10 protein-coding genes and 1 pseudogene are annotated in these 13,893 nt (G+C 39.7%); 5 read left to right on the top strand and 6 right to left on the bottom strand.

The window, feature by feature from the left end:
* The first annotated feature begins 288 nt into the window (after positions 1–288).
* The 5 genes from CDZ78_RS07660 to CDZ78_RS07640 all read left to right on the top strand — a co-directional run bounded on the left by CDZ78_RS07660 (position 289) and on the right by CDZ78_RS07640 (position 5,046).
* Entirely contained in the window at positions 289–591 is a 303-nt protein-coding gene (locus tag CDZ78_RS07660; protein WP_087869478.1) for a hypothetical protein, read from the top strand.
* Between the two features lie 312 nt (positions 592–903).
* A complete protein-coding gene (locus tag CDZ78_RS07655) occupies positions 904–1,974 on the top strand; it encodes a sulfatase-like hydrolase/transferase (RefSeq protein ID WP_167374213.1) in 1,071 nt (356 codons plus the stop codon).
* A 103-nt stretch (positions 1,975–2,077) separates the two neighbouring features.
* Entirely contained in the window at positions 2,078–2,437 is a 360-nt protein-coding gene (locus CDZ78_RS07650; protein WP_087871010.1) for a hypothetical protein, read from the top strand.
* Positions 2,437–3,273 (top strand): hypothetical protein, encoded by an 837-nt coding sequence (locus tag CDZ78_RS07645; protein ID WP_087869475.1) that lies wholly within the window; start codon positions 2,437–2,439, stop codon positions 3,271–3,273. The genes CDZ78_RS07650 and CDZ78_RS07645 overlap by 1 nt, the downstream gene beginning before the upstream one ends.
* A 66-nt stretch (positions 3,274–3,339) precedes the next feature.
* Positions 3,340–5,046, top strand: coding sequence for a glycosyltransferase family 2 protein (locus CDZ78_RS07640; RefSeq protein WP_087869474.1), 1,707 nt, complete (start codon positions 3,340–3,342; stop codon positions 5,044–5,046).
* Positions 5,047–5,623: 577 nt separating this feature from the next.
* On the opposite strand, the gene CDZ78_RS07635 is transcribed toward CDZ78_RS07640, so the two are convergent.
* The 6 genes and pseudogenes from CDZ78_RS07635 to CDZ78_RS07610 form a co-directional block, all read right to left on the bottom strand.
* Complete coding sequence (locus CDZ78_RS07635) at positions 5,624–6,778, bottom strand: glycosyltransferase family 2 protein (RefSeq protein WP_087869473.1); 1,155 nt, start codon at positions 6,776–6,778, stop codon at positions 5,624–5,626.
* 8 nt (positions 6,779–6,786) lie between these two features.
* On the bottom strand, positions 6,787–7,668 hold the full coding sequence (locus tag CDZ78_RS07630; protein WP_087869472.1) for a glycosyltransferase family 2 protein: 882 nt from the start codon (positions 7,666–7,668) through the stop codon (positions 6,787–6,789).
* Between the two features lie 12 nt (positions 7,669–7,680).
* On the bottom strand, positions 7,681–8,676 hold the full coding sequence (locus CDZ78_RS07625; protein WP_087869471.1) for a S1 family peptidase: 996 nt from the start codon (positions 8,674–8,676) through the stop codon (positions 7,681–7,683).
* 515 nt (positions 8,677–9,191) lie between these two features.
* Positions 9,192–10,346 carry a UDP-galactopyranose mutase gene (glf, locus tag CDZ78_RS07620; RefSeq protein WP_087869470.1) on the bottom strand — a complete coding sequence of 385 codons (1,155 nt, stop codon included), beginning with the start codon at positions 10,344–10,346 and terminating at the stop codon, positions 9,192–9,194.
* Positions 10,347–11,586: 1,240 nt separating this feature from the next.
* Positions 11,587–12,078, bottom strand: a pseudogene (locus CDZ78_RS07615) (IS6 family transposase); the annotation flags it as partial.
* A 171-nt stretch (positions 12,079–12,249) separates the two neighbouring features.
* Entirely contained in the window at positions 12,250–13,434 is a 1,185-nt protein-coding gene (locus tag CDZ78_RS07610; RefSeq protein WP_087869468.1) for an Lcl C-terminal domain-containing protein, read from the bottom strand.
* Between the last annotated feature and the right edge of the window lie 459 nt (positions 13,435–13,893).

Raw genomic sequence — 13,893 nt, 5'->3', positions numbered from 1 at the left:
GCCATTGCGGTATAGGGTCTTGCATAGCCGATTTATTTTGAGATGGGCTCATTAATGCCTCCTGAGTTAATTGGAAGCAATAGTCTGCCATTTTTTAGGTTGGTTTTGAATGTGTGGTTTAATTGACGCTTACATTTTGTTAGTTATACTCAGTTACTTACTATATAAACAGACGCAATGCTTACCGGCTTGGTCTTAGTCCATCCTGCTTTCTTTCAAAGCATTTACTCTTTTTATGCACAATATGAGATCAATTCCTGACAACTTAATAACCATTGAAGACGTCGCATGATTGCTATTGTAAGACTATTCAAATATGAGCTTTTGGTTAATTTTTTTATAATAGCATTTCCTTTATACGTCACAATTTTTATAACGCCAGTCTGGACATGGTTACTATTCAGCTTATTTTATGCTGCTGCCTATCTTTTTCTTGTTCGTCCTATCAAGCATTATGTGAAAGTAGTTGTATTACTTTTTGCCATGCTGCCCTTTCTATTTTTTGATGCGCTATTACTGGTAACTACTTTATCCAGGGAACCGGATTTAACGAGGCATTTTATTTCCATTTTAATAAGCAGGGGATTTTAGGTTTTCAGAATGAGATTTTGATGCTTGTTATCGTGATGTGCGTCTATTATTTTTATTTATGCTTTTTAACCTTTAAGTTACATAGAGAAAACGCAAATAAGAAATCTGGCTTATTTGCGGGAGGCTTTATCATATTACTTACATTGATAAGCCCGCAAACACTCTCGTTTGGGAAAATGTATCATGATGCTCATGATAGTCAGCTGTTATCACGTTATTTCCCATTTTATAGCTAATATGACGAGGCTTCAATTGATCAGCTTATTGAAGGTGCCCAGGCTGATTTTAAATATCAGCTAGGGAATAAAAAAAATGGTTTTTATTTATGCTGAAAGCATGGAAGCTAATTTTTTTGATAATGAGGTGGTTCAAGGCAAGCCTAATGCTTTGAATGATATGAAGCAATCATCTATTGTCTTTAACAATATGATGCAAACATCTTATACGGGATGGACCATCGCTGGTATGGTCGCGAGTTTGTGTGGGGTTCCATTGCAGATGCCCTTAGCTTCATCAGCAAATAATTTTAATATATCTGCTGATTTTATGCCAAATGCTGAATGTGTCAGTGATCTACTTAAAAAAGAAGGTTACAATGTATCCTTTCTAGGTGGAGCCAACCTGAATTTCGCCGGAAAAAAAGCCTTTCTAAAGACACATAGTTTTGACAATATTATCGGCAAAAGTTATTTTCAGAAAAAATACCCTGAAAACAAACATGATTATAATAAGTGGGGGTTGAGAGACCGCCCTCTTTTTGAATATGCCCTGAATGATTATCTTGAATTAGCCGCTAAACCTAATCCATTTGCCTTGTTTCTTCTTACTCTGGATACTCATGCCCCAGGATTCCCTGATCCAGCCTGTACTGATAAATATCAGTCGATTAAAAATAATAGAATGCTGGATTCCGTTCATTGTGGCGGTCAGTTGATTAAAGAATATATTCAAAATATTCGCAATAGCCCTTATTCTAATGACACAGTGATTGTGGTTATGAGTGATCACCTGGCGCACAAGAACCCAGCTAATTACTTGCTAAAGAAAAAGTTACGAAAGTTGATGTTTATGATTAATATGCCATCAGGAGAACACCAAGAGGTAGAAAACCTAGGTTCCCATTATGATACTGGTCCCACAGTATTAAGTAGCATAGGTTTTGATAATTGTCAGGCATTTGGTTTTGGTCGTAACATGTTGTCTTGTGGAGTTAAGGGCAATCCTGCAAGTAGCAGGAATGGTCGCTTACTCGAATTATTTCCCGCTGATAAGCACCTCATAAAAATAGCTGGCCATACCAGGATTAAGTCATTTGTACGTACAAAATGGGGTGATTTTCTTGGTGGAATCATCAGTGTTTCCATTGAAAGCAACAATAGCTAAGAAACTTAGAGACTGAAGTTTCCCAATAATTATTTATGGTAAAATTGAAACTATGCTACAGCGCTGGACGATTGAGAAAGCATTCAATAACAGTAAAAGTAATTTGAAAGAAACAAAAGCATGGTCTTCTGATAATAACTCACTCAAGAACCAGATGCGGCTGACAGCAATGAGCTACAACTTATTACGCACGGTCGAAGAGCTTTCTAAAATACAAGATCCAGAGTTGATTCACCCTTCTGATAAAAAGTACACCGAAGATCTTGAGAAAAGGCAGCAAGCAGCTAAAAAAAGGGGAGGATTTGTGAATCCATTATTTTTTAATGAAAGAATCGCACGTATAAGCTCATATACTATTCGGGCTGTTCAAAACGCAATAATGACAGGAAAGTCGCTGAGTAGCTTTATCAATGCGCTTGTTGCTAAATTAGTTCCGAGGGTGAATCAGATAGGGGAACACTGATGGGTGGAATAGATAATGATGCTAATTATATAATTAGCATTGGCAATAAACAGTTTTCATATCGTAACCCTCAACCTTTTCGAAATACCGAATCGGGTGCCTTGTTATTTAAATTAGCTAAAAACACTTTTGATATAAATAACATTACCTCAATGAAGGATAATCTTCGTCTTCCCGAGCAGTATTCAATTGAGCACTGGTTAAATGATAAGCAGGGTATTTATTTGTATATAGGTAAAAAATCAGGGCTGTCTTTTCTTGATATTACAGGCAATAAAGAAGAAAATATTATTGCGTTTATTAACCAGACCCAAGCTACTGCGACAATAGTTCCACTTAAAGATAAATTGAAAATTTCGCTAGCTGAGATACGTGATTATTTTGCTGAGGGAAAGATAGGGTTTTCTGAAAATAAAAAGGGCTTATCCCTGCTTTCCTGTCTTAATAAGGTTTGCCAGAGCCATATCGGAAATGCTGTTAATCAAATCGATATTGCAAAGTGGGGGCTTAGTGTCTGGCAAGTATCAGGTAATGGCGACGTTAAAAAACTTGCGTATATTAATCACTGTAAAGACCGCAGCAGCTTTAATACATCTCCGGCTTTAGCGGCTCTTGTCGAGACAGCAAAAAACTCTGGACAGGAGTCGGTCATTTTAATCGGGCATAACTCAGTTTTTTGTGAGTCGAAACAAGAGTTAGTGCAGTGGTTTAAGCCTTTTGCATTGGATAAGTTAGAATATATAAACTTTAAACAGCCCTATATAGGCATTATTAACCTGAAAAACAATAAGCTGACAGAGTTAGTAGGTAATGACTATATTCAGACAAGAATTTAAAAGGGAATATGATAGAAAAAAACAGTTTAACGACACCATCTTGCGTAATATTTTCTATTTCAGGCTATGCAGCTAGGTAACTTTAGAGAGAAACAGCACTGGTTTTACCGGGTAATAAGAAAAGTATTTAATTACATTCCATCATCTTTTATAACAGAGGAGTCCTCATGGCAATGGCTACGATTTTATCCCGCTATTGTTCCCGCTCAGTATTGTTTTAACGAATGGAACCAGGCAATAAACAACAAATACTATTTGAACTATCAAAAATGGATAGATCAAAATAGCCTGACTACGCTTGAAGACTGGCGCTTATTGCAACAGAAGGCCTATCACTGGAAATCACCACCAAAAATAAGTATTGTCACCCCTGTGCATAATACTGAAATTGAAGTGTTATACGAATGTATTATTTCCATTCGTGCGCAAGCCTACCCCTATTGGCAATTGATTTTGGTTGATGATGGCTCATCTAATATTGATACACTTGATTTATTAAAGTCGGGTGCTTGTAATGACCCAAGAATTCAGGTTTATTTTTCCGGTAAGTCGCAAGGTATTTCTGGAGCTACTAATCAGGCGATAGAAAAATCCAGGGGTGATTATGTACTGTTTTTAGATCATGATGATCGCCTGGCATTAGATGCTTTATACCGGGTTGCTGATGAAATCCGAAACTACCCAGAAGTAGATATTGTTTATTCAGATAGAGATATGATATCGCCTGAGGGTAAGCGATATATGTATTTATTCAAGCCCTGCTGGTCACCAGAAACCCTACTTGCGGGTAACTATATTTTTCATTTAATGTGTTATCGGCGCAGTCTGGTTAATCAACTCGGCGGCTTACGAACCGAATTTGATGGTTCGCAAGACTATGACTTGATTTTACGTGCTGCTGAAACCGAGCCACAGGTACGGCATATTCAAACAGTACTTTACCACTGGCGACAACACCATAGCTCAGTTGCATTGGATAGCGGAGCCAAAGACTATGCGTTTACAGCCGGTGTTAAAGCTCTGAATGTAGCCATGCAACGACGTGGAATTGCAGGTGAAGCCGTAGAAATAGAGTCCTTATGGCGTGGTAACTATCGACTGGATTTGGTCGCTCCCGATGCAACGGAAATTGAAGTGCTAAATATAGACACTGAATTTCCTGTAGAAAACTATACTCAATATATTAATCAATCCATAGCCGCAACTGAAAAGCCTTATATTGCAATTATCAGTCAGGCATTAGCTCCTGTAAACGAAAATATTATGGGCCAACTAGCTGCCTGGTTAAAGATTGAGGGAGTTGCTATAGCATCAGGTAGTATTATTACTGAGTATCAATTAATTGATTATGCAGGCGCAACCTACCATAAGGATGGTGGGTTAATAGTTCCTTACCAGGGCTGGCCAATAAGTGAACCGGGTTATATGGCAGTAACAAAATTAACTAGAAATATCAGTGCGCCGCACCCCTTTTGTGTCATTATTCGGCGTGAAGTCTGGCAGCAACTAGGTGGTTTAAATGCCCATTATCAGGGGGTTTATAGTTTACTGGATTTTAGCTTAAGAGCATTAGCCGCTGACTGGCGCTGTGTTAGTGTTCCACAAGCGCAATTTATTAGCAGGCAACCGGATTTATTAGCCCATTACACTGAGCAGGATAAGCAGTTGTTTCATAAGAGCTGGCAAGACTGGCTAGAGAAAGGGGATCCTTACTATAACTCAAACCTGACTAGAGATAGTCAGGATAAGGTGTATCAGTTGCCAGGTAAGTAGTGCTTATTATTGTAGGGCGTGGCTTTAGAGACTGTGAAAGTATCTGCTTTTAGCCTCCCCCTTGAGAAGGGGGGATTGAGGGGGGATCGTATAAAAACATAGATCATTGATATTGCATGATTAGTTTTAACATATCAAACCTCCCCCAATCCCTCCTTAACTAAGGAGGGAATTTTGTTGAATACTTTCACGGCCTCTTTAGCCTGCCTTTATGTGTGCTAGCGGGTGTCACGTAAGGGAGACGGAAATAAATAACCGTCCAATTTTTAAACGTTAATAAGCTAGATTCAATAATCTTTGTGGATAATTTCGACTACCCACTTAACAGGAAATATTGCGGTAGGGTGCGCATCGCATACCTTTCAGAGCTGCTATAGTTTCTCTGAAATTTTCAAGCAATATTCGGAAGCGGGATCTTTAGTCCCGTCCAAGCATGCGGGGCTAAAGATCCCGCTTCCGAGCATTTCTGACTGCCCAGAATGTATGGAAATTATTTACCTGAAAGCCTATAGGTATGCGATGCATACCCTACACAAAGCTTGTTCCGCGTTGAATTAGTCGTCTAATTTTGGATGATTTAATTTTTCCATTTCCCTAAGTCTATAGCTGTTTTTCTATCCAGTTCAGGGCGTTTTTTCATTACGCCTACAAAAATATTTTGTATATTGCTTGCTTGCATATTAATGGTCCACGGAACGATAATTTTTTTAATGCTCGGGGCGTTTAATATTCGACCTATCTCCGCAACCCTTTCAAACTTATAGGGTAGTTGAATGGTTTTTTTTCCGGTTAAACCTTGTTCAAAGTCGCTTATTGCCTGTAAATGTAATTCGGCTAAATCTGCTTTGCCAATTAATTTATAGTACAAGGTTTTTTTCAGGATGTTACGAATGGCGTTGTTAACCGCAATATCACCGCTGTGCTTGGCAAGTAAATATAAAATATTGCGATTATCGTAATAAAGTATCCAGTTGGGTACTTTGGCAGCCGCTGAGAGATGCCAGATTAATGACTTTGCTGATACTACCACTCGATGACCTGCTTTGCCGATACGCAAACACCACTCAACATCATCAAAGTGAATAAAGAAATCCATCCATAAGCCAGCTTGCCTGGCGACGGGAGCACGGATTAACAATGATGCAGCTGCAACATAATCAACATCCATCACAGGCTGACAATGCATTAGTTGTTGACTTAAGTCAGCATCCTCGACTAATAAATCGTCTATGGGCGTTCCTTGCCAGTTAGATATTTCTTCATAGTGTCGATTAAATACAAGAGTGCCGTTCTGTTGGTCAACAAATGCGCCCATCTCATTTATACGCCATGGGTAATCTAATTGCATCATGGTTGAGCCTGCAATAGCAGTCTCAGAATTTTCTTCCAGTACAGTGACTAATTCACTGAGTGCATTCTTATGTACCACGACATCGTTATCGAGTAACCAGAGATAGTCATAACGCGAATCAGGCTGGTCAAATGCCCAGGCTAACCCGGTATTAAATCCGCCAGTGCCACCAATGTTTTCAGCATTCCGAATAATCTCAATATCATCAAATTGTGCTTCTAACGCCTCAAAAGTGCCATCATTACTGGCATTGTCTATAACCAGAATATCAAGCTGTTCCCTGGGGAAATTAATGACAGATAAGGAATTGAGTAGATCTATGACATACTCTTTTTTATTCCAGGTAACAATAATAATAAGAATTTTTGCTGTTGATTTCATGTGCGTTTTTATAATTGATGAATAAGGCTGTTTTGCTTCCAGAAAGGTAAACAATCTAGCCGGATATTTGCAGGTAGAATTGTTTTTTCAATCGGCTTGTTTAGACCGTCACGGACAGCTTTTAGGTAAGGTATTAGTTCGCCAAAACTAATAGCGCGAACCAGGCCAATCACTAAGCGTGAAAAAATTAAGTAACTTAGCTGAGGTTGTGGATAAAAGCGTCTTAATAGCCACAGCGTATTGCGTGTCGGAAAAAATATTCGCCGCTCACCTGGGCGCTGGCTGGGGATGCCTCGATGCACAATAATGCAGGCAGGATCATAAAAAATATCATAGCCCTGCAAGCGCACTTGAAAGCTCACCTCAATCTCATTCTGATAAAGAAAGAAGTCTTCGGGATACCAGCCAATTTTTGCAAACAAATCACGCCGGATAACAAAACCACAGCCAATAAAAAAAGGTGAACGAGTGAATGTTGTACTTTTAGGTAAATGCCAGCTCCATTGAGCTATGCCATCGGGCGATTGAATATGAGCAGCAATAATGCCAATATCCTGGCGTTGTTCTAATGTTTCTAGTGCATGGTCCAGGCTGGTAAGGTTAATGGGGCAGGAATCATCATCTAAAATTAATAAATATTTACCCTTTGCTATGTTAAAGCCAGCGTTATAGCCGGAAATACCTCCGTTATCAGGCAGTAAAATACTAATAATTCCAGTTTGTTGGCGCAAGTATTCGGCTGTACCATCTGCTGAACCATTATCGACAGCAATGATTTCTATATCATCACGATTAGCACAAAGTTCTTGTAGGCGTGAACTGGTAAACTGAGTTTCTGTTAGTTTATTAAAGTTAAGAAAAACAATGCTTAGTTTTATCGGTGATGTCATTTTTTGCAGCGCTTACTTAAGAATAAAATGTTCAACATTAGCATAATCACTTAGACAGTTACCATTATAACTGGTAATGGCAACATAATACGCGCTACCAGCCCCAAGCCTGACGGAAAGATCAGTACTATGATTCATATCAATACTAAAAAGGCTCTGAGCTTCAGGGTAGGGGGCATAATTCAGGCGATAGCCAGACACATTGTTGATAGCATTCCAGCTGGCAGTGACTATGTTAGCATTAACTCCAAGGTTTAGATAAACACTAGGGGGTGTTTCAGCGGCACTACAAATATGCTCAGAAATAAACGTACTGTAATTTTTAAGTCGAGTATAGACACCGTAAAAGCCTGGTTCTGCACAGCCATAGCCCCAGCTAGTAATGCCGGCCTGGCGCCAGGTTCTGCTTTCAGTGTCAAAAACAACAAGCGGCCCACCGCTATCCCCAAAACAGGTGTCTTTTTCGCCTAAGCCATTTCCAGCGCATAGCATGTCTTGCGTAATGTCTCCCATGGCAGCATCGCAAAGGGCATTATCAATCAATGGTAAATTAACCTGCTGTAGCTCTGAAGGGTATATTGTAGATGGACTGGAAATAGGACCCCAGCCTAAGGCAATCGCTTCTTTTCCTACGTTATCCTGAGAGCTGAAAGGAGCTAAAACATTAACCGGTTGATTCTGTGAAGGTGTTGCAAGTTTGATTAAAGCCAGGTCATTCTCTAAGCTGAAATTATTGTATAAGGGGTGGAATAATATATAGTCCACAGCTAAACGTTCACCCATGCCACTATCAAATTGTGCCTGATTAATAATCACATTAAAGCTAAAGTTATTTTTATAATAGACGCAATGAGCTGCTGTTAACACCCAGTCTTTAGCGACTAGGCTAGCACCACAAAAAAACAGTATTACTGAAGTTATCAACCAACCCCGCCATCCAGGGCCACGCTCCTGAATCAGCAGTTCTACCGCCAATGATCCGCGCCATTCTTTCCACGGCAGATGCATTGTTAATACTTAGTAATAAAAGTAGAAAAATAGCAATAATGATATTTCTAGGCATAGTGTAATCTATTTATAACTTGTGTAGCATTTCTATTCATGTAGCCTGTATGCAGCTTGCGGAATACAGAAAGAGCAGTGCATTTATTTCTGGTTTGTACGCAGAGAGGCTGTGAAAGTATTCAGTATAATTCCCCTCCTTATCAAGGAGGGGCTAGGGGAGGTTTGATATTAAATAATAATCTACATTATAACAATAACCTATGATTTTATAGATCCCCCCTCAATCCCCCCTTCTCAAGGGGGGGAGGCTAAAAGCACAATACTTTCACAGCCTCAGAGCATAGGAACGAGGAAGAATACAGGTTTTTTATCTTTTTTCGTGTTCTTCGTGGTGAGGTTTTTTTATCGTATACGGGGCAGTTTAATAACAGTGGATTCAGGCTCCCGTATTCCGCAAGCTGCATGCGGGCTATAACTTGCTTTTAGATAAGTGGATGATCTTTAATGTTTTCTTGGTATCAAAACTCATCAGCAAACACCTGCAATGCACGGGCAACAATATCATCCATATCATAATAGCGGTTTTCTGCTAAGCGCCCTACTAAAGTAATGTTATCAAATTGCTCGGCAAAGGACAGATAGCGATCTAGCTTTTGCTTGTTTTCGTCGGTAAAAATAGGGTAATAAGGAATGTTTTTATCCGGATTATCACGCTCAAAGTTCTGTGGGAACTCTTTAACTATCGTGGTGCCAGAAATCGTTTGCTGGCTGATATGCTTAAACTCGGTAATTCGGGTAAAGTCATAATCATTTGGGTAATTAATAGTGGTTTTTTCCTGAAACTGTTCAGTTGGCAAATTTTCAAATTTAAAAGCGAGTGAACGATAAGGCAGTTCACCAAAGCGATGCTCGAGTAATTCATCAATCAGCCCGGTAAAAATTAACTGACCAGTGAATTCACTATTCATAAACTGCATTTTTCCCGACTCAAGATCAACCTTAAAAACATCTTTAAAATCAGTGTTTAACAGCAAGCTGATGTTGGGTTGATCGAGCATGTTTTGAAATATTTTTGTATATCCGTGTGCTGGAATGGCCTGATACTTATCCTGGAAATAGCGGTTATCACGGGAAATATGCACAGGCACGCGCCCAGTTACCTCTGCTGAAATATCCTCTGGTTTTTTACCCCATTGTTTCGCCGTATAATTAACAAAAATCTTTTCGTAAATAAAGTCGGCAAGAAATTTAAGTTCTTTATCATCAATAGTGCGTAATTCCAGAATAGGGACCTTTACCCCATAACCAAAGCGTTCAATCAGTTTTAATTCAAGTGAATCTGCTAGTGACTTAGGTAATAAGCTATGTAAGCTATTCAGATTAAACGGAACAGGCACTTTCTGGCCATCGATAAAAGCTAATACTTCATGTTGATAGGGGCGCCATTCGGTAAACTGACTCAGATAATCAAATACAGATTTATTATCAGTATGAAATAAATGCGGGCCGTATTGATGGATTAAAACACCGTGCTCGTCAAAGCAATCAAAGCAGTTGCCGCCGATATGCTGGCGTTTATCGATAACTAAAACGCGTTGATTTTTTTGTGTTGCAAGGCGTTCAGCAAGAACAGCGCCCGCAAAGCCAGCGCCAATAATAATAGTGTCGTACATAGACAAGAAAACTTGAGTAAAAGAAACCTATTATATAGATAAGTATAAATATTATCTGCGAAAAATAGGAGGCTGAGTGGCAAGAGGCTTTATTAGTTCTGGTTTCCCACGCAGAGCATGGGAACAAGGGGAATCTTTTTGTCTTTTTTCGTGTTCTTCGTGTCTTTCGTGGTGAGATTTTTTATCGTGTGCTAGTACAGTTTAAGAGTAGCGCGTTCATTTGCCCCGTATTCCGCAAGCTTCATACGGGCTACATTTTAATTAAATAATCAATGTAATATCCCGTCCCCGTAGGCTGGGTTAGATTTTATTGCGAAGCAATAAAAACGTAACCCAGCATCTTAAGGAGCCTCATAAATGCTGGGTTACGTTATCTGCGCTACGCTAGATAATCTAACCCAGCCTACGCTGTAACATTGAAACAGATAGATCTTTTTTCGTTTCTTCATGATGAAAGAATCATTTAATCAGTCCTGATTATAGCTAATGCCCTGTTTGATATATAAAACTCCATGGATAATCACGGTTAACAGCCATTGAAACAATGCGGCTGTTATAACACACAGCAAAAACAAACCCATAAAATTCAAGCTATTATAGGTAGTTAAATATTCCCTATGCATTATAAAAAAATGAATCACTAAAAAGTGATATAAATGAAATGTATAACTAATTACTCGATTATTCTGTTTATTCTCCCTCGAAATAGCTAAAAAATCATTAGCATTTTGAGTGGGAAAGATAAACAGGTAAAACCTTACTCTTTGTGTTGTCTATGCAAGGTGTAGCCCTGCAGGCTTATTCTTTCCATGCTTTCTTTTATCCTTAAAAATTATCATTGTTTATTATTGATGCGCGGAGCGCGGTTTAAGAGAAACCATATTGCTGTGATTGAGAGTGATTGTGGAGAATGTGTTGGCTAGTGTTGGTAAGGGGTGGATAACATCTTTTCGTTATCCATGCTTTATCAATACGTCCCGTAGGGAGCCAATATATTCTCCACATGAACGGTACGCCGCAGAATTTGCAAAATGCGCCCTGTAGCGATATATAGCCGTTAAATGAATAGTGTTTCTTGTGCTCTTGAATATACTTGTTCACCACTAGGATTACAGAGACTTTCGTCCATATATGCCCAGATTACGTTTATTGAAATAATATCAACTTTGCCCACTACCCATTGTGTTAATTGAGTGAATATAGATGACAAAAGAAAAAAATATTGAGCGGGGAGTCGCTATTTAACCTGTAATATGTCGATTAGGGTGGTAAACCCAGCTAGGATTAATAAGAGGTTAATATTGGCTAATCCTGCATAGTTAGCGCCACTTTTATCCATAACGACCTTATCAGGAAAGCCATTATTATTAATCGTTTGTTTGACAAAGGCTGTTGCAGCCTATTCATCACGGCGCCCAGAAAGCATGAAATCAAGCGTATCACTGTGACTATCAACAGCTCGGTATAAATAGGTCCACTGACCCTTCACTTTGATATACGTTTCATCCATGTGCCACGCTCTATTTGTTTCTCGTTTCTGAGATTTAGCTTTTACAGCAATGGCAGGAGAATAACGGATAACCCAACGATTGAGCGTAGCATGATCCACTTCAACGCCTATTTCTTCCATAATTTCTTCAAGGTCGCGATACGAAACGCCGTACTTGACATAAAAGAAGGCTGCATAAATAATGACATCTTTTGGAAGTTGAGTGCCTTTGAAGCTGAGCATGTGATCCACCTTTTATTGAAACTGATAATTATGATAGCAGATAACGTCGGGAAGTTGGATTTTTGCACAGAACCTTCCCACTCCCCTTTGACTTTTATATAGGTTTCATTCATACGCCGCCACTGAAAATCCTGGAAAAGGATCGTAAGCGGCGGCGGAACCTTTCTTTTCCTAAAAACCTCGTGTAGGTCTCGCTCTAAAATAAAATGTTTTCTCAGCTAGGTTTGACCAACCATTTATAAAATCTCGGATATAGCTGAACCTTAATGAATTTTTGTATGTCTCATTGGTTGTTGAAGTCCAGTACATTGTATTTCTAAATCCACCTGTCTTTTGGAAGTTTCCTATCTCATGAATGTTACTATACATTAGGTGAAGCTCACCGTGACTTGGCAAGTACCAGTCATCGTAATCATTTAACACATAGTTAGCCACCTCAGTTGCTATAGAGCCGTGACAGCTAGTGGCTAGTAGATCCTTCGTATTCTCTACACCACCACCTAACTCACGACTTAAAGCTTTACCTTCCAAACTTACTCCATGACACCCCCATCTTCCACGGACATCATCGGGAGCAGCTTCAAGCCCATGAGTGCCTTCCTCATTTAGAGAGAACACCCAGCCTCCCGCGGGACCAGTATCACCTATAGAATACTTTATAGCGCATTCAGAGTTCTGTAATTTCTCTTTCTCCTCTTTAGGCCAACCCGCAATAAAGTCTTTCTTCACCTCATCATCGTCAATAGACAATTTACTAAACTCCTTGCAGATATCTACCTCCCACGTGAAGCTCCTAACTGGACGAGCATACGCAAGCCACCCAGTTTTTATTATAGGGAGGGAGCTTTTACGAGGATCATCCTTCATATCCTCATCACTATAGAAAGAGTATATATAAGAATGCCTGACGTTATCAGGTGTAGTGGAGAATTCAGAACTACTCCAATACCACATTTCATCCATGTTAGTCTCTAGCCCTTCCTTTTGAAGCGAATGCAAAGTGATAAGCTCGTTAATAGAAGGTAGCCTCCAATCTTGGTGGTCATTGTGTGTCCAGTAATAGGATAGATATCCTGTTGCCTCCTGCCACGTCAACAATTCACTCCACGAATTAGGACCGTAGTTATGACCCGCCTTCTCCATATCATAAGGTGCAGCTTCTACGCCAACATTGCCAAAAGTAGACACCGACAACACCAAACCACCAGAGGGTCCTATATCCCCAACCTTATAAGGATGCTGGTATTCAGTATCTGGCTCGTCGCTAGGAGGGAACAGTTCATTCGCATTTACACTATGAAAAGCTAGTGAACAGAGAATAGGTAGTAAAGCTATTGATAATTTTATTGTTTTCATATTTAACCTCTTAATTAAACGTAACTACTCAGCGTATTTTTTGACTTTAAAATCAAGCGGGGAGTCGCTATTTTTGCGAAAGCTTGTTTTGGGCATCCCAGCCCAAGCAAGCAGCAAAAACTTAACGCGACCACTTATGCCTCCGGCGGCCCCGATTCGTCCTCGTCACCTCGTCCCGACCCAACAAGGGGTCGGAACATAGGCTCCAAATGACTTAACGCCGTGTCGGATGGCCTTTTATTTTGTCTCCACCTTCGCTAACGCTCAGACTCCGACAAAATAACGGCCCTACGGCTATCGCGGACTAAAAATCTTCACTTCGCTTAGGCTCCGTTTCCCTGATTTTCAGCGTATGCGGTTTTATTTCATGCGTCAGGGCTGACAAAGCGGTGGTTATCTTTTCGTTTTGATTCTGGAAACTGGTGATTGTAATAGTCAATAAGCCAGATATGTTTACTC

Origin of the sequence: Bathymodiolus platifrons methanotrophic gill symbiont, from assembly GCF_002189065.1 — a bacterium.
Lineage (GTDB): Bacteria > Pseudomonadota > Gammaproteobacteria > Methylococcales > Methylomonadaceae > Methyloprofundus.
Note: the sequence above shows the minus strand (reverse complement) of the source record. Positions and strands in the feature narration are given on the sequence as shown.